The 17,579-nt window shown below is 38.1% G+C and carries 20 protein-coding genes; 11 read left to right on the top strand and 9 right to left on the bottom strand.

Annotated features, from left to right (window positions below; all coding sequences use genetic code 11):
- Positions 1-39: 39 nt before the first annotated feature.
- Positions 40-1,173, bottom strand: coding sequence for a branched-chain amino acid ABC transporter permease (locus tag HGD76_RS04450; RefSeq protein WP_168695079.1), 1,134 nt, complete (start codon positions 1,171-1,173; stop codon positions 40-42).
- 182 nt (positions 1,174-1,355) lie between these two features.
- Between HGD76_RS04450 and HGD76_RS04445 the strand changes: the two genes are divergently transcribed.
- Together HGD76_RS04445 and HGD76_RS04440 are read left to right on the top strand one after the other, a co-directional pair.
- Positions 1,356-2,942 (top strand): glucose-6-phosphate isomerase, encoded by a 1,587-nt coding sequence (locus HGD76_RS04445; protein ID WP_168695078.1) that lies wholly within the window; start codon positions 1,356-1,358, stop codon positions 2,940-2,942.
- Positions 2,943-3,151: 209 nt separating this feature from the next.
- On the top strand, positions 3,152-3,940 hold the full coding sequence (locus HGD76_RS04440) for a peptidylprolyl isomerase (RefSeq protein ID WP_168695077.1): 789 nt from the start codon (positions 3,152-3,154) through the stop codon (positions 3,938-3,940).
- Positions 3,941-4,032: 92 nt separating this feature from the next.
- On the opposite strand, the gene HGD76_RS04435 is transcribed toward HGD76_RS04440, so the two are convergent.
- The 7 genes from HGD76_RS04435 to HGD76_RS04405 form a co-directional block, all read right to left on the bottom strand.
- Complete coding sequence (locus HGD76_RS04435; protein ID WP_168695076.1) at positions 4,033-4,449, bottom strand: hypothetical protein; 417 nt, start codon at positions 4,447-4,449, stop codon at positions 4,033-4,035.
- Between the two features lie 189 nt (positions 4,450-4,638).
- The gene (locus HGD76_RS04430) at positions 4,639-5,718 is read right to left on the bottom strand and encodes a T3SS effector HopA1 family protein (protein WP_168695075.1); all 1,080 of its coding nucleotides are present in this window, start codon (positions 5,716-5,718) and stop codon (positions 4,639-4,641) included.
- 15 nt (positions 5,719-5,733) lie between these two features.
- The gene (locus HGD76_RS04425) at positions 5,734-6,897 is read right to left on the bottom strand and encodes an aminoglycoside phosphotransferase family protein (protein WP_210967722.1); all 1,164 of its coding nucleotides are present in this window, start codon (positions 6,895-6,897) and stop codon (positions 5,734-5,736) included.
- Positions 6,898-6,992: 95 nt separating this feature from the next.
- On the bottom strand, positions 6,993-7,202 hold the full coding sequence (locus HGD76_RS04420; protein ID WP_148763419.1) for a hypothetical protein: 210 nt from the start codon (positions 7,200-7,202) through the stop codon (positions 6,993-6,995).
- Between the two features lie 155 nt (positions 7,203-7,357).
- A complete protein-coding gene (locus HGD76_RS04415) occupies positions 7,358-7,609 on the bottom strand; it encodes a hypothetical protein (protein ID WP_168695074.1) in 252 nt (83 codons plus the stop codon).
- 270 nt (positions 7,610-7,879) lie between these two features.
- Positions 7,880-8,131: a hypothetical protein gene (locus HGD76_RS04410; protein WP_148763423.1), complete on the bottom strand. Its 252-nt coding sequence runs from the start codon at positions 8,129-8,131 to the stop codon at positions 7,880-7,882.
- A 424-nt stretch (positions 8,132-8,555) separates the two neighbouring features.
- On the bottom strand, positions 8,556-9,128 hold the full coding sequence (locus HGD76_RS04405) for a peroxiredoxin (RefSeq protein WP_015078652.1): 573 nt from the start codon (positions 9,126-9,128) through the stop codon (positions 8,556-8,558).
- A gap of 214 nt (positions 9,129-9,342) precedes the next feature.
- Between HGD76_RS04405 and HGD76_RS04400 the strand changes: the two genes are divergently transcribed.
- The 3 genes from HGD76_RS04400 (at position 9,343) to hemB (ending at position 11,422) form a co-directional block, all read left to right on the top strand.
- Positions 9,343-9,768, top strand: coding sequence for a Fur family transcriptional regulator (locus HGD76_RS04400; protein WP_168695073.1), 426 nt, complete (start codon positions 9,343-9,345; stop codon positions 9,766-9,768).
- Positions 9,769-9,803: 35 nt separating this feature from the next.
- A complete protein-coding gene (locus HGD76_RS04395; protein WP_015078650.1) occupies positions 9,804-10,163 on the top strand; it encodes a DUF4870 domain-containing protein in 360 nt (119 codons plus the stop codon).
- Positions 10,164-10,444: 281 nt separating this feature from the next.
- Positions 10,445-11,422 carry a porphobilinogen synthase gene (gene hemB / locus HGD76_RS04390; RefSeq protein WP_168695072.1) on the top strand — a complete coding sequence of 326 codons (978 nt, stop codon included), beginning with the start codon at positions 10,445-10,447 and terminating at the stop codon, positions 11,420-11,422.
- 155 nt (positions 11,423-11,577) lie between these two features.
- Here the strand turns inward: hemB and mtnA are convergent, their stop codons facing one another.
- Positions 11,578-12,621, bottom strand: a complete 1,044-nt coding sequence (mtnA, locus tag HGD76_RS04385; protein WP_168695071.1) for an S-methyl-5-thioribose-1-phosphate isomerase — start codon at positions 12,619-12,621, stop codon at positions 11,578-11,580.
- 220 nt (positions 12,622-12,841) lie between these two features.
- Here mtnA and HGD76_RS04380 point away from each other — a divergent pair, with 220 nt between their 5' ends.
- The 6 genes from HGD76_RS04380 (at position 12,842) to HGD76_RS04355 (ending at position 17,532) form a co-directional block, all read left to right on the top strand.
- Positions 12,842-14,017, top strand: coding sequence for a DUF58 domain-containing protein (locus tag HGD76_RS04380; protein ID WP_168695070.1), 1,176 nt, complete (start codon positions 12,842-12,844; stop codon positions 14,015-14,017).
- Positions 14,018-14,067: 50 nt separating this feature from the next.
- Positions 14,068-14,433 (top strand): ferredoxin thioredoxin reductase catalytic beta subunit, encoded by a 366-nt coding sequence (locus HGD76_RS04375; protein ID WP_168695069.1) that lies wholly within the window; start codon positions 14,068-14,070, stop codon positions 14,431-14,433.
- The gene (locus HGD76_RS04370) at positions 14,430-14,822 is read left to right on the top strand and encodes a DUF309 domain-containing protein (protein WP_015078309.1); all 393 of its coding nucleotides are present in this window, start codon (positions 14,430-14,432) and stop codon (positions 14,820-14,822) included. The genes HGD76_RS04375 and HGD76_RS04370 overlap by 4 nt, the downstream gene beginning before the upstream one ends.
- Before the next feature lie 238 nt (positions 14,823-15,060).
- On the top strand, positions 15,061-15,555 hold the full coding sequence (locus tag HGD76_RS04365; RefSeq protein ID WP_168695068.1) for an LptA/OstA family protein: 495 nt from the start codon (positions 15,061-15,063) through the stop codon (positions 15,553-15,555).
- A 27-nt stretch (positions 15,556-15,582) separates the two neighbouring features.
- Entirely contained in the window at positions 15,583-16,311 is a 729-nt protein-coding gene (lptB, locus tag HGD76_RS04360) for an LPS export ABC transporter ATP-binding protein (RefSeq protein ID WP_168652967.1), read from the top strand.
- 105 nt (positions 16,312-16,416) lie between these two features.
- Positions 16,417-17,532, top strand: a complete 1,116-nt coding sequence (locus HGD76_RS04355) for an LptF/LptG family permease (protein WP_168634642.1) — start codon at positions 16,417-16,419, stop codon at positions 17,530-17,532.
- The last annotated feature ends 47 nt before the right edge of the window (positions 17,533-17,579 follow it).

The raw sequence follows: 17,579 nt of genomic DNA, 5'->3' as shown, positions 1-17,579 counted from the left end.
CAATAAAACCCGTAATTTTTTCTTAATCGGGTTTTATAATTATTTACCCAGAGTCAGTTCCTCCTTTTTCCCTAAAATCCCTTGAGGTCTCCAAATCATCAATACCATTAAAAGTAACCCAATAAACATGATCCGAAACGCACCAATCCGTTCTACATCTAGGGGAACAATTTTGGGTAAAAATTCTCTAGTGATGGCATCATAGGTAAAGAAAATGACTGCACCTAAAATAGTTCCCAGATTGTTGCCAGAACCACCTAAAATTACCATAATCCAGGCATCAAAGGTAAGTTGGGGTTGGAAGTTATCGGGGTAAATTGCGCCTAGTTGCCAGGCAAAAAATGCTCCAGCAATCCCCGCAATTGCCCCACCTAACATTAATGATTGGAGTTTATAGGAAAAGACATTTTTGCCTAATGCTTTGGGGACTTCTTCATCTTCCCGAATAGATTTTAGCACTCTTCCCCAGGGCGATCGCACTAAAATTTCCAACCGCCAAAAAACAAAAGCTAAGATTAATAATATGAACAACATTAACCCGGCTTTGGGATTATAATTATATAGTCCAATAACACCAGAAATATAAATTGCAGCAGCTAATAACCCTAAAGCAATTCCGACTATTAACCGAGAAGTAAATTCTTGTTTAAGACTACTATTTCTGACTGTATTATTATTTACAGAAATTTGAGCAGTTCGCACCCAATGCCATAGAGAAAATAATGTGATTCCTGTTAAGAGAGAGAGAACAATAATCATAACCAAGCGGAAAAATAAATTGGGAGTTGTTGATAAAGGGATAACATAACTTTGCACACCGAAAGATCCCGATATCCACGTATTACCTACAGGCAAATTCTGGTTATTGACTATTAATCGAATTAATTCACCTGTACCAATGGTGACAATTGAAAGATAATCTTCGCGTAACCGCAAAGTTGCAAAGCCAATTACTAAACCAAGCATTGCGGCAACAACTGCTCCGATTCCCGCCGATAGCAGTAACGGTACCCCCTTGAGACTTAATAAAACCGTCGTATACGCACCCAAAGTCATGAAAGCAATATGACCAAAGTTAATTAAACCAGTAAAACCCCATTGGAGATTGAGTCCTAGTCCGAACAGGGCGAAGGTGGCGGTAGAAATAGCGAGAAAAATCAGGTATTCGATCATAATTTAGTTACTTGCCATTTGTCATGTTTGAGTTATCAGTTATCAGCCGTTAATGTAACGCAATGTAAACTGAAACCCCTCTATATCCGTTATTCTATTAAAAACTGTATAAGACAAAGCAGGGATCGCCAAAAGCATACATTAAACTTGTGTTTGACCAACACTTTATTTGAGATTTCCCTATGGATTCTAGGGTACTTTGGCAACGATACCAGGACTGGTTGTATTTCCATCCAGGATTAGGACTATATCTAGATATTAGTCGAATGCGGTTTGATGATGGGTTCGTGGCATCATTGCAGCCTAAGTTTGACAAAGCGTTTGCGGATATGGCAGAATTGGAAAAAGGGGCGATCGCCAATCCCGACGAAAACCGCATGGTAGGACATTACTGGTTGCGGAATCCAGATTTAGCCCCCACCCCCGAACTCACCCAAGAAATAGTTCAAACCTTAGAACAAATCGAAGCTTTTGCCGACCAGGTACACACCGGGGCAATTCATCCCCCCAAGGAATGCCGCTTTACAGATATCATTTCCATTGGTATTGGTGGTTCAGCCTTGGGTCCCCAATTCGTCACCCAAGCCCTATCCCCCGACGTACCACCCCTACAAATTCACTTTATAGACAATTCCGACCCCACCGGAATTGATCGGGTTCTTGCCCAACTTGGCGATAAACTAGCCACAACCTTGGTATTAGTCATTTCCAAATCTGGAGGCACACCCGAACCTCGCAACGGCATGATTGAGGTTAAACAAGCCTACACAGCCAAAAAATTAGACTTTGCTAAATATGCAGTCGCTATTACCGGACAAGATAGCAACCTGGATCAAGTCGCCAAAGCTGAAAATTGGTTAGCCCGGTTTTCCATGTACGATTGGGTAGGTGGACGTACCTCAGAAATGTCCGCTGTAGGGCTAGTACCTGCGGCATTACAGGGCATTGATATCCGTGCCATGCTAGATGGTGCAAAAGAAATGGATGATGCCACCCGCGTCCCCAATCTCAAAAACAACCCAGCCGCTTTATTAGCCCTTGCTTGGTATTTCTCTGGAAATGGCAAAGGTGAAAAAGATATGGTAGTCCTCCCGTACAAAGACAGTCTGTTGCTATTTAGCCGCTATTTGCAACAACTCATCATGGAATCCTTGGGTAAAGAAAAAGATTTAGATGGGAAGACTGTATTTCAAGGGATTGCAGTTTATGGTAACAAAGGTTCTACGGATCAACACGCCTATGTGCAACAGTTGCGCGAAGGTGTCCCCAATTTCTTTGCTACCTTAATTGAAGTTTTAGAAGATCGTCAAGGAAAATCCACAGAAGTTGATCCTGGAGTCACTTCCGGTGATTATCTTTGTGGTTTCTTGTTAGGAACTCGTCAAGCATTGTATGAGAATCACCGCGATTCGATTACAGTCAGCATTCCTCAAGTTAATGCTCGCACAGTTGGCGCATTAATTGCATTGTATGAACGGGCTGTAGGTTTATATGCCAGTTTAGTAAATGTCAATGCTTATCATCAACCAGGTGTGGAAGCTGGTAAAAAAGCTGCCGCTGTGATTCTCGATTTACAAAAACGAGTTTTAGAAGTGTTGCAAACCCAGAAAAAAGCACTTTCTATTTCTGAACTTGCAGATATGTCCGGCGCTGCTGAGGAAGTGGAAGCAATTTACAAAATTCTCCGTCATTTACACACCAATAATCGGGGTGTGGTGTTAACTGGTGATTTAGCTAAACCTGGAAGTTTAACTGTTTCTCTCGGTTAAAAATTTAGATCCCCTTAATTTAGATCCCCGACTTCTTAAAGAAGTCGGGGATCTTGTTTTGTGGCTATAAATTATCAAAAATATTAAAAGTATCATTAGATAGAGATAAAAAAATAACATATTAGGTAAATATGATAGATACGCTAATAACTTATTTAAGCCAGAAAAAAGAATTTTTAATAAATTCAGTAAATTCAGGAGATTAAATTATGTCCAATATTGTAAAAATATCCAAAGAAGATATTATTTATCACCTCAAAATATCTTGTCAAATCCCTAGTCTGTTAGAAGCGATCGCCACCAGAACAATTATTACAGAAACTGCTAAAAAAGAAAATATTACCATCGAAATAGCAGAATTACAACAATCCGCAGATAGTTTACGATTAGTTAATAATCTACTTAAAGCAGAGGACACATGGCAATGGTTACAAAAACATTATCTTTCCTTAGATAACTTTGAAGAAGTAGCAAATCTCAATCTCCTATCAGCAAAATTAGCTCATCATTTATTCGCTGAAAAAGTTGAACCATTCTTTTATGCTCACAAACTTGATTACAGCGGAGCAGTTACCTATGAAGTCATATTAGATGATGAAGATCTAGCTTTAGAAATATTTTATGCTCTTCAAGAAGGAGAAATTAGTTTTCAAGAAGTGGCTCGTCAATATATCGAAAATCCCGAAATTCGTCGCGCTGGAGGATATCAAGGTATCCGCAAACGTAGTGATTTTCGACCAGAAATTGCTGCCGCAGTTTTTGCAGCTAATCCCCCAGAAATTATTAAACCAGTCATTACACCCAAAGGAGTCCATATCATTATAGTTGAAGAAATTATTGCCCCCGAATTGAATGAACAAATGCGCGTAGCAATTCTCGGAGATTTATTTACCAATTGGTTAAAAGAGCAAGTTAATAAATTAGAAATTGTTGCCACATTAGGAGATGAAATAAATTCTCCTGTTTCTCCCATAGAAATATTTAGTGAAGCTAGTTAAAACAGGAGATAATTATGCTATTCATTAATATGGAGTTTATTTTTAGTTGTCAAGACGTTTTATGCAACGTCTCTACAGAATTTATTTGAGTCTTATTGATCGGATGTAATCGGTTTACCATTTAAAGTCATTGTAGGAAGGCGATCACAAAGACTAAGATTAGCTTGCCAGCGAGAAGGGAAATCTGGATCAATGAAGGTAATTTCAAATCTGCCCCAATAATAAGTAGGTTTACCATTAGCACCTTCTCTATAGGTATCGCAACGTACCGATGAACGATCTTGTGCCCAATAGCCGCTGTATGAACCCCGGTTGGTGGTGACTCCTGCTAAACCATCAATAAATATAAGTCTATTGCGGCCATAACTCCAGATAGCAGTTTTGTTACGATCTGTTTGATAGATCACATTATATTCCTTCGTTTTCCACATCTCATCTGCTAGAACTTTTTGGGGAGCGGCAAAACAAGTCAATAGGGCTAAAGTTAGAAAAACATGGTTATTTTTCATACAGTAAAGTTAACCTTGATAAATTTACAATCTGCGTTAGTTGCACAAATCGATTTTATCATGATCTTAGACATGGGAGATTACCAAACTCGAAGATCTTAATTAACAGTAGCCAAAAAGCTAATAATTACTGTCTAAAAAATACTTGAGATCCCCGAATTCTTAGAGAATTCGGGGATATTGATATTATCAATCTAAAGTCGTATAAATATCATCTGAATAGCCATTAAGATAAGGATATCGTAATTTGATTTTGTGTAAAGTAAATTGTTCCAAAATAGCTGTCATTCGACTTTCAGGATGATTATTACCCGCTTGCCAAGCAGCAATTAAACCATTAGCAATCATTTGACAACGATTAGTCCCAAAACTTTCTTTTTCTGCCAACTTATTGGTTGGTTCTTCAGCACAACCTAATCCTGGTGCTAGTTGCTTAGTAAACAACGGTACTTGTGGAAAAAAACTATCTTGATTTTCTGAATATACCTGTTGTAACATAGGATAAATTGTTTTATATTGATGTTTATTAAAGTAAAGAACTGCCGAATCATAACGTCTATATTCATCAGGATTATATAGAGCTTTAAAGGAGAAAGCAATGTGCATATTATTGAGTTCTCTAGTCACATTATCCATCACTGATACCGCCCCATCAGGTGATACATTAAAGTAGATTCTAACAATATCTTGATTATCTTGAGTACCTAGATTAGATACTGCCATATAAAATCCATTTTGGACTAGATTTTTAGGCATTTTAATTGCCACCAAATCACCAACATTAGCTGATTTATCAATTTCTGATAAATATAAATCCCGCTCAATATGCAAAGTCAACCCATTTTTTTGGACTGCTAAACAACCATCTTCTTCTTCATTAACTACTAACCAATTTTCACTCCAATAACCTCCACCTGTATTACTCGTATGGAGTCTTTCATAAAACGCCAAATCCATGCCAAATAAGCTATTATTACTGAGGTTATTTATTTGATTGTCATCACCAAGAGAATCATGCCAAGAACCATTGTAATAAGCACTATAGAGAAAATTACGTAAGTGAATACGCAAATGCTTCTCTTGAATATCTAAGGATAGATTTTTAAACCGAGCGATTACTGATTCTGGCAATTCTAATAATTTGTAATCTGGATGCTTAATAGAATAAAATGATTTAATTTCCAGATAATCAACAATATTTTGCAGTGCTATTTGTAATTCTTTTGGAAGTTGAAAAAGTTGATTATAGATAGAATCTAATACTTGCATATAAACCTTCCTTCTCTAAACAAGAGATAAATTTTTAGCAGTCATTGTTGACAATTCCATCCCCAAAATTGTGGGAATAGATGCTTGAGGACGACATAATAAACTCTTAGCAACTTGGAGCATACAAATACCTGAATTATCAAAGGTTTTTTCATGTTGAAGTCTAGCTTGAATAGCTCTAATTAAAGCTAAACCGCTAAATTGCATCACTAATTGTAAGAAATCTGGACGCAATTCTAAAATTTCTGGAAAAGTAGTTAAATAAGCAGTAACTAATGTTGATAAAGAAGGTTGAATCATTGATAAGGGAATCGCAGCTAAACGCAAACATTCCTCAATTGGTATGGTTTTACTAGAGACTATGCTATATAACCAAACTTGCAGATAACTAGCAATTATTGTGCCTAAATCATTAGCAGGATCTCCCCAACTGCCTCTTTCCCAATCAATTAATCGGATGATATTTTTATTTTCAGGTAATTTATCTTCTATGTCTGTTTCCCAGTTCAAAGATACAAGAATATTATTAAGTTTGAGATCATTATGGGTGAGACAAGCAGGAGTAAAAGCCTGATTTAATTGTGTAATTGCTTTTCCTAAATTATCGTAACGTTGATAGAGAGTAAAAAACTTTAAACCATCAGCCGGAAGTTGACCAAATATTTCTGGTGTAATTCTATCTAATCCTTTGTTAATATTTTGAGATTTTAAAGAATTTTCAAAGAACTTTTGATAGTTATTATTGTCTATTGTCATGCGATGAATAGCTGCAATAGTTGTGCCAACTACCTGAGCAATTTCCTCCGGAAATTCCTGATCTTTGGCGTAAAATTCAGCTAAGTCTTGATATTGATTTAGATAGTTAAAAACAATGATAGAGTTTTCTAAATCAAAATGAATTGCTTCTGACAAAGATGCTCGTAAATGAGTTATTTCTGGGAATTTTTGCCAAAAAGCATGAACTCTCCACTCATCTATAAATTCACCTAAAGTTTTACCATTTTGATCATAACGCTCTTGTTTTACTAATAGTTGACGACCATCTGATAAAGTGATTAATAGGTTAAAGTTTTTAGCAGATTTTAATTCGATTTTACTTAGGGACTCCTCTTGTGGCTGACAAATTTTGTTTTCAACAAGGTAATTGAAAACATTTGCAAAACTTATTAAGAATGGCATGATTTCAAATGATAATAATATATGTGTGTAAAATTGCTATTGCTGAGTTAATTTCAGTTTTAGTAAAATCATTAACTTGATAGGTTGAAAATTATTTATTTTCTAAATGTCTTCGTTAATAGTGAAATGGCATCTATAGCATAAATTACTAAGACAAATTCTAGAGCCTTAACCCCATAATTAAGTATTTGACTAGCATTATTATATTCACCTCCAAATACAGATACTGCGTCTAAATTACTTAAATTAATAATAAACTTTTTTTCATCAGTATTCTCTAGATTAGAAATCCTAATGTTTGCCATTTCTTACCTCTAGAAAGATTCGATTTTTGTGGATGCAATTTTATTAACTATCCAGGATTATTAGTAATCAATCTCATGTAAGTAACATAGATTAGTTTTTACTTTTACTCCTGGATAGTTATATCGGCTTTGTAGTTAACTACAAAGCCAAGTAATTAGTATCCGTAGTGAGAATCATTGCTGAAGGATTTAGCGATATGCTTAATACTAGCAATCGCATAGCCATCAACTAAGAATTCTAGATATTTAACACCAAAGTCACCATAAGCACTAAAACCGCTGAAATCACCACCACCACCATTGATTGATACAGAAGCTGCATCATTCAATTCATTAAGATAGCTTTCAGAATCTGCAAATAATTCAGAACCAGTTGTATTTAGTTGAGAAAGGGTAATAGTTGCCATAATTTCCTCCAAGAAGATTTGTTTTTGTAAGTTAGAATTTGTGAGTCGGTTAAGTTGGTGTTTCCTTAACCGTTACTCCTATTTTTATTCATAAAAAATAGAAAAATCAAGGCTTTGAACCTAGTAAAAAAGACACAAATATCTGAATTCTGTCTTTTATAAAAACTGCAAACTATGGAATTAACTCCATAAAAAATCGCGTATCTTCAGGTTAATAAATCTGAAAACACACGAAAATAAGTAAAATATTGAATTTTTTCACAGCAGATATTAAAAATCGAATTTGCTTCTTAGACTATCTGTTGTATCTTTGAGGCTGATTTTCCACCTTTCCATACTACTGTCTAGTTCTTTGAATACTGTTGAAAGATCAGTTGTATTGGTTATATTGGTTGTTGGCGGATTTCTTCTGTCTTTTCTCATCACGTAACCACCTTTAAGAGTCTTCATTTCCCAAGGTGTTAGTTGATCCAGAATCGGTTCTGCAAGCCTAAGTTCTAATTCAGAAATTGTAATTCTCATTGTTGATTCACCTCCTTGAATACTCCATTTATATGGAATCAGGCTATAAATTTATCCTGCTCTTATATTCTGGAATAGTATCTGACAAAATAAATGATTTGAAACTAATTTATTAGACAGAATTAAGGGTATTTTGTCTATGGAAACAAAAAAAGCAAAGGAAGTTTCATAAAAGTAACTTCCCTTGCCTTAGAGGGTGTTTGAAAAGTTATGGTTGATGTATCAACTATTTTTTACCCCACCCTAACCCTCCCCTTGTAAAGGGGAGGGAACTGGATTTTTATTGTTTCCCCCCTTTACAAGGGGAAAGGGGGGTAGCAATGTGATGAAAATTACGGAATACCACTTTTCAAACATCCTTTTAGATGAATTAAAAACTATCTACCTCTATCAAAAGGTGGAAGTTTCTTTCTAGCTTTAGTAATTAACCAACAAATGCTAACCGAGGTGCAACCGCAGCAGGACGTTCTACACCTTTGAGGTAAGCAAGAACGGTATCAGCATCAGATACTTCAAAAGGATCACTACCACAGTTATCTTCAAAACCTGGTTCAATGAACATTTTTTCAATTTCGCCGTTATTAACAACCATTGCATAACGCCAAGAACGCATTCCAAAACCGATGTTAGATTTATCAACTAACATTCCCATTTTGCGGCTAAATTCTCCACTACCATCTGGTAACAAGAAAACATTTTTAGCGCCTTGTTGTTTGCCCCATTGGAACATTACAAATGCGTCATTAACTGACAAACAAATGATTTGATCAACACCTTGCGCTTTGAATTCCTCAAACAGTTCTTCATAGCGAGGCAAATGAGTAGAAGAACAGGTAGGAGTGAAAGCACCAGGAAGCGCAAATAATACTACTTTCTTACCGGCAAAAATTTCTTGTGTGGTGACATCTTTCCAAGTGTAAGGATTTGGTCCACCGATAGATTCATCCCGCACACGAGTCTTGAATACTACATTTGGAACGTGAGTAATAGCAGTCATAAATACCTCTTTTTTAGATGGAAGATTTTAACTCGTGTTGCTGCTTTTGCTTAGGGCATCAGTAGCTTATCTCATAAATCAGAATAATTCTGATTTAGGAATTAGTCAATAGTCATAAATACTTATTTTATAATGTATTTATTAAAAAATATTAGTTCTTAAAAAATGAACGTTATAATAAGAGATTATATTTTTATATAGCTAAGTAAATCCTATGCAGCAAAAAGCTAATGATATTGTCAAAACCTTGAAAACTAGAGGGTTGCGAGTCACACCCCAGCGATTTGGCGTTTATGCCAATCTATTAGCCAGACGAGATCACCCGACGGTTGATCAAATTATGAGAGACTTGAATCATGAAGCACCCACTTCTTCTCAGGCAACCGTATATGCGGCACTTCAGGCACTGCGAGAGGTGGGTTTGGTGCGAGAAGTGCTATTAGAGGAAGGTGTCTCCCGTTATGATGCTAACGTTGCCCCCCACCATCATTTTCGCTGTAACTGCTGTGGTGCAATTGAAGATATCAACTGGAATACTTTCCCCGATATTGATGTCAGTCAATTGCGACAGGGGTTAAAAGTGGAACGGTATGAAGTGACAGTTGAGGGAGTGTGCGATGTTTGCAGCGCCCATGTTTGATATAATAGTTAACTAAAATTGCATAGGAGTAGACAATGTACGACAGCGATAAACGTAAATTATTATCAGCATTGTGTCATGGGGCAATTTTTTTTAGTACCACAATTGTCTCCGTTGGCTTACCCATAGCCATACTATTTGTATCAGATGATCCTGTTGTCAAAGAGAATGCCAAAGAATCTATCAATTTCCATTTTAACGTTTGGTTATATGGAGCAATTCTGGGAGCATTGTTTTTTCTGTTTGGTTGGTTGATTTTACCATTATTCATCTTGTTTCCACTCGCAGGTTTAGGTTATATCCTCCACTGGGGATTGACAATTTGGGCGCTAATTGGCGTTTTTAGTGATCCTAATCAACCTTGCCGTTATCCGTTTATTTTTCGAGTTTTTTAGCTCATATCAGGAAAGATATGGTAGGTTAATTAATCATAGACTTTTGATTAAACAACTTACCAAAATTAATTCCATGATTTTTTAAGATTGTTTTTTGCAAATTTGTTATAAGCAAATGTCTATCAAGTTGTAAAATATAAAATTGCCCCACAGCTTCATCAACAGTAGGGCAAAAGACAGTTACGCACTGCTTGTAGTTTGTCTGAATAGAGCAAGTTAAAAACTTGCTTTTGTGACGCTTTATTCTATGTCCATTGTATTATTTTGTCTGCACAAAATTTATGTTTCCTATACATCGCCCTCGTCGTCTGCGTAGCCATACCCAATTGCGTCGGATGGTACGTGAAACCGTTTTAACTACTAACGATTTGATTTATCCATTGTTTGCAGTACCAGGAGAAGGTATTGCCAAGGAAGTCAAATCTATGCCCGGTGTTTATCAACTTTCAGTAGATAAGATTGTTGAAGAAGCTAAGGAAGTTTATGATTTAGGAATTCCGGCAATTATCTTATTTGGAATTCCGGCAGATAAAGACATAGATGCTACCGGGGCGTGGCATGATTGTGGTATTGTTCAAAAAGCAGCAACCGCAGTTAAAAATGCTGTTCCTGATTTAATTGTTATGGCTGATACTTGTTTATGTGAATATACAAGTCATGGTCATTGTGGTTATTTACAAGTTGGTGATTTAACTGGAAGGGTTTTAAATGATCCAACTTTGGAATTATTAAAGAAAACCGCAGTTTCTCAAGCTCAAGCTGGTGCAGATATTATCGCACCTTCGGGGATGATGGATGGTTTTGTGCAAGCTATTCGCGCAGGTTTGGATGAGGCGGGATTTGAAGATATTCCCATTATGTCCTATGCTGCTAAATATGCTTCGGCTTATTATGGGCCATTTAGAGATGCAGCGGACTCAACACCACAATTCGGGGATAGACGCACTTACCAAATGGACCCCGGTAACGCTAGGGAAGCACTGAAAGAAATTGAGTTGGATATTGCTGAAGGTGCTGATATGCTCATGGTCAAACCAGCTTTGGCATATATGGATATTATTTGGCGCGTCAAGGAAGCTACTAATTTACCTGTGGCGGCTTACAATGTCTCTGGTGAGTATGCCATGGTGAAGGCTGCGGCTTTAAATGGTTGGGTTGATGAGCAGCGCGTTGTTATGGAAACCTTGACTGGTTTTAAACGGGCTGGTGCTGATTTGATTTTGACTTACCACGCTAAAGATGCGGCTCGGTGGTTGTAATAAGATAATGTCTCACGCTGGCGCAAAGAGTGTTTTTGTCTTTGGGCGTGAGGTTTTTTGGTATATTTTACAATACCTTGTCCATTTTTTGTAGGTCGGGTTAAGCGACAGCGCAACCCGACGCATTTGTTGGACAGGAAGCCCACACTGTACCGTCAGGTCAGTTTGGGTAGTTCACCCTTTAATAAATCACCTGGCAGAAAAGCCCCATTTTCAGTAATAATGGCGGTAATTAAATCCGCAGGTGTGACATCAAAAGCCGGGTTATAAAATTCCACTCCTGGAGGTGTGAGAACAGTTTCACCTATTTGATATATTTCCCTTGGGTGACGTTCTTCAATGGGAATTTGACTACCATCAATTAATTCAAAATCTACTGTAGATAAAGGTGCAGCGACAAAGAAAGGAATATTATGAGCTTTGGCGACAATAGCTAAACTATAAGTTCCGATTTTATTGGCAGTGTCACCATTAGCAGCAATTCTATCAGCACCCACAACTACAGCATCAATTAAACCTTGTTTCATGCAGTGGGCAGCCATATTATCGGTAATTACTGTCACTGGAATGCCTTCTTGGACACATTCCCACGCGGTGAGTTTTGCACCTTGTAATCGGGGACGGGTTTCGTCAGCAAATACCCTGGCTAAACGCCCTTCTTTCCACGCAGAACGGACTACACCTAATGCTGTCCCATAACCGGCAGTGGCTAATGCCCCAGCGTTGCAATGAGTGAGTATAATTAGTTGGTCTGGGGTTTGCGGTAATGCTGCCAAACCATGATCACCTATAGCTTGACAGGTTTGTAGATCTTCGGCATTGATCTTTTGGGCAGTTTCTAAAAGAGTTTGTTGAATTTCGGCGACTGTTCCCACGGTTTCATAAGCCGTTTTCATCATTCTGCCAATGGCCCAAAACAAATTTACCGCAGTGGGACGGGTAGAACGCAACAAATTAGCGACTGTTTCCAATTTAGTCAAAAACTCTTGGATATCGCTTGTTTCAATTTCCCTTGCACCTAAATACATTCCATAGGCCGCAGCCACTCCTATCGCCGGCGCACCTCTCACAATCATGGTTGTAATGGCTTGTGCCATATCTTTACTGCGGTGAATCTCCACCACTGTATATTCATTAGGTAAGCGAGTTTGATCAATGAGTGATACTGAATTATTGCGCCAAATAACGGGATAAACCATATTGTTAGTTGTTAGTTGTTAGTAGGGGCGAAGCATTTGGAAGATAAATTATCGGTCATTGCCAAAAATAGTTCTCTAAATGCTTCGCCCGTACAGTTGTCAGTTGTCAGTGGTAATGGATGAAAGGGAACTTTTAGATATAGTAATTATCAATCATTATTCAACAAATTCATGCTCTTTTGCCTGTTCCCTCTTTCCCAAATTAAGCTAAAAAAGAAAGATGAAAATTACCAAAAAAATCAATAATTGGCTGGAAACCCATGCTGCTGCACCTGCTTATGGTGGTTGGGTATTGGCGGGAATTTCTGTGTGTTATTTGGGTGCAGGGATTAATACCATGGCTGGCTGGCTGTATGTGATTAGTGGAGTCAGTTTTGCTCTTTTGGGTGTATCCGGTTTTGTTGCACCGCGATCGCTTGCGGGTATAATTGTCAAACGTCGTCCCATTGAACCAGTAACCGCAGGTGATGACCTAAAAATTGAGATAGAAATTCACAATCAGAGAAAACAATCGGCGACTTTATTACAAGTTAGAGACATTCTCCCATTTATTTTTGGTCAGCCAGTCCAGCAAAGTATTGAATCTATTCCACCACAGGATAGTTATCGCTGGGTATATTATCACCCTACCCAACAGCGAGGCCTTTACCGCTGGCATACGGTAGAATTAGCTACGGGTGCGCCTTGGGGTTTGTTTTGGTGTCGTCGTCCCCGTCAGTGTGAAGCTAGGGCAATTGTTTATCCCACCGTCTTACCCCTGACTACCTGCCCTTTAATTGATGAAATCGGACAAGATGACAGCCAACGGGGAGATCCTCGTGGTAACCCTTTACAAATGGCAACAACGGGATTAGTGCGATCGCTGCGTCCCTATCGTATAGGTGATCCTACCCGATTAATTCATTGGCGGACAAGCGCCCGTTATGGAGAATTACGAGTGCGGGAATTAGAAGTAATTACCGGGGGACAAGAAATTATTATTGCCATAGATAGTTCCTTTCAGTGGCAACAAGAATTATTTGAACAAGCCGTAATTACCGCTGCTTCCTTGTATTTTTATGCCCAACAGCAACAACTGCAAGTACAATTATGGACATCAGCTACAGGTTTAATTACAGGCAATATCGCAGTTTTGGAAACCTTAGCAGCCACCAACCCTATCGAAAAAAACAGCTTACCACCGGATAACTGTCCCCTAATTTGGCTGACACAAAACTCCTTTACCACATCCACCTTACCCCTGGGTAGTCGTTGGGTACTCTGGCAAAATTCAGATTCAGCAGCAGAAACTGTCATTAATCGGGAATATCCCGGTATCATTATCCAAACCGAACAAGAGCTACAACCCCAATTGCAAAAAGCTCTTAATTTATTTTCAGGCGATTTCTCACACTGAGCCTGATGTACAATGCAATGAAACATTAAAATTTATCAACAGCACAGCCCATGGTGACATCAGAAGTGAATTCACAATCCAGCGATAAAAGCCTAGAAGCAATGCGGCATTTTTCCGAACAATATGCCAAACGGACGGGAACATACTTCTGTTCTGAACCTTCTGTTACCGCAGTTGTGATCGAAGGACTAGCCAAGCATAAAGATGAACTCGGTGCGCCTTTATGCCCTTGTCGTCACTACGAAGATAAGGAAGCCGAAGTTAATGCCGCTTTTTGGAATTGTCCTTGCGTCCCCATGCGCGAACGCAAAGAATGTCACTGTATGCTATTTCTTACCTCTGATAATGAGTTTTCCGGCGACAAACAAGAAATCTCTATGGAGACTATCAAAGAAGTTCGGGATACTATGGGATGAACGAAACCATGTCTGAAGAGTTTTGGCAAGGTGTAGAACAGTTCAATGCTGGACAGTTCTATGCTTGTCATGACATTCTTGAAGCACTCTGGATTGATAGTATCGAACCAGATAAAACTTTTTATCAAGGTATTCTCCAAATTGCCGTGGGACTGTATCATCTGGGTAATCATAATTTAAGAGGAGCAATGATTCTTTTAGGAGAAGGTAGCAATCGTCTTCGCCGTTATCTACCCAGCTACGGCGGTATTAATGTGGAAGAATTATTTACTGAAAGTGTGGATTTGTTAAAGACTCTACAACAAGAAAGTCTACAACCAATGGCAAATAATAAATTGGCTGAAAATCAAGCTCGACTTTTACCCAGTATTTCCCTGTCTAAACTATGATTTATGGGATTTTGATGATTTGTGGGATTTTGATGATTTGTGGGATTTATTTGCTTAATTTTTGGTGGATGTGTCAGACTTGATAATTCGGTAACAATTAACAAATTTTTGCCAGTTGTGAGCAAAGGTTCTGGAAGCGAAACTTAAAGTTTAAAAAACCGTCCATTTTTGCTATAGGACTCATATTTGATTTTTATCTCCCTGTTCCCCGTTCCCCGTTCCCCGTTCCCTAATTACTATGATACCTCCTTATCAATTGCTAAAATCACAGATCCGCCGTTTAGGATTGGCCTTGGTACTGCCAATTTCCCTTTTAGGTGTAGTAGGATTGCCTACCCAATTGCCACCAGCTACAGCCCAATCTGGGGGGAATCGTCCCCTGACTATCCGCTCTGATACTCAAGAATATGACGCGAAAACCCAAGTAATTACTGCCCGTGGTAATGTGCAAATGGTGTATCCGGCTCGTCAAATTCAAGCCACATCTGCTCAAGCTCAATATTTTAGTAAAGAAAAACGGATTGATTTCAGTGGGAATGTTTACATTTTGCAACAAGGTAGCAATAGTATTCGCGCGGAAAAAGTCACTTATTTAATTGATGAAGGTAAATTTATCGCCTTACCCCAATCTAATCGTCAGGTAGAATCTACATATATGGTGGAGGATGCCAATCCCAGTAGACAAACTACTAAACCGGCACCAAAAACTCCAGCCCTAAAACGTTCTAATTAGTATCTACAACCTAGATAAAACCTCATAGTGAAAATTGTTTTAGAGAATATTCACAAATCTTACGGTAAACGATTAATTGTGAATCGCGTGAATCTTTCCGTTAGCCAGGGTGAAATTGTCGGTTTACTAGGTCCCAATGGGGCTGGGAAAACGACAACATTTTATATTGCTACAGGTTTAGAAAAACCCAATCATGGCAAAGTTTGGTTAGATAATTTTGATATTACTAATTTTCCTATGCACAAAAGGGCTAGATTGGGTATTGGTTATTTAGCTCAAGAACCAAGTGTATTTCGTCATCTTTCAGTGCAAGATAATATTCTCCTAGTATTTGAGCAAACTCAAGTTCCCAGGAGGGAATGGAGACAACGACTACATACTTTATTGCAGGAATTTCGCTTAGAAAAGGTAGCTCTTAGCAAAGGTATTCAACTTTCTGGTGGGGAACGACGACGCACAGAATTAGCAAGAGCTTTAGCCGCAGGTAGAGAGGGACCGAAATTTCTGTTTTTAGATGAACCTTTTGCTGGAGTTGATCCCATTGCTGTATCTGAAATTCAGGAGATTGTCAGCCAATTACGCGATCGCGGTATGGGCATTTTAATTACAGATCATAATGTCCGCGAAACCCTGGCCATTACAGATCGGGCTTACATCATGCGCGAAGGACAAATTCTCGCTTTTGGTAATGCTGATGAACTCTACAATAACCCCTTGGTACGACAATATTATTTAGGTGATAATTTCGCAGTTTAAACTTTGCGCCTTTGCTCCTTCCCGTCTTTGCGCGAAACATAAATTATGATATATAAACAGTTTAAACCCTTCTCTAATTTCATTTCCCTATTTTCATTTTCCATCATGGATCGCTACTTGGCGATGCAATTAATTTCACCATTTTTATTTGGTGTCGGTGCATTTACTTCTGTAGTTTTAGCAATTGATAGTTTATTTGAATTATTACGAAAAGTTGTAGAATCTGGGCTACCGCTGAATATTGCTTTAGAGATTTTCTTATTAAAGCTACCTTATGTCATGGTTTACTCCTTTCCCATGTCCACTTTGTTAGCTACTTTAATGACCTATAGCCGCCTGTCTAGCGAAAGTGAATTAATTGCTTTACGTGGGTGTGGAGTTAGTGTTTATCGGATGGTTTTTACGGCTGTAGTGTTAAGTTTTGCAGTCACGATCATGACTTATATATTTAATGAGCAAATTGCCCCTGCGGCAAATTATAAAGCTACTATTACCCTAGCGCAAGCCCTCAAGTCAGACCAACCTTCCTTTAAACAACAAAATATTTACTATCCTGAATATCGAGAATTTAAAGAAGCAGATGGTAGTAAAAATAAAATACTTTCTCGCTTATTTTATGCTGACCAATTTGATGGTAAGCAAATGAAAGGTTTAACAATTATAGATCGTTCTCGCGGCGGAGTTGATCAAATTGTTGTTTCCGAATCAGCTAAATGGAACGGTCAAAAACAAGTTTGGGATTTTTACAATGGGACTATCTATTTGGTAGCAACTGATCGATCTTATCGGAATATTTTACGCTTTGAACATCAGCAATTACAACTCCCGCGCACTCCTTTAACCTTAGCCGAAAATAGCCGAGACTATGGCGAAATGAATATTTCTCAAGCCCTAGAACAACTAGAAATAGAACGTTTGGGTGGTAATGATCAGAAAATTCGCAAGCTCCAAGTGCGAATTCAACAAAAAATCGCCTTTCCCTTTGTTTGCGTTATTTTTGGTTTAGTTGGCTCAGTTATGGGTAGCATCCCTCAACGCACTGGACGCGGGACAAGTTTTGGTATTAGTGTGATTGTGATTTTCAGTTATTATTTACTATTATCTGTTTCTGGAGCTTTAGCACAGGCTGGTATACTTTCTCCCATAATTGGTGCTTGGTTGCCCAATTTATTTGGATTAGTAACGGGTTTATTTTTATTAATCCGAGTAGCCCAGAGATAAGTTATCTGGATATTAAGTTTTTTTAGTCATAATTTCAGCAACAAAAG

This window comes from Dolichospermum flos-aquae CCAP 1403/13F, assembly GCF_012516395.1.
Taxonomy (GTDB): domain Bacteria; phylum Cyanobacteriota; class Cyanobacteriia; order Cyanobacteriales; family Nostocaceae; genus Dolichospermum; species Dolichospermum lemmermannii.
The sequence above is the reverse complement of the archived record's forward strand: the minus strand, read 5'-3'. Positions and strand labels throughout refer to the sequence as shown.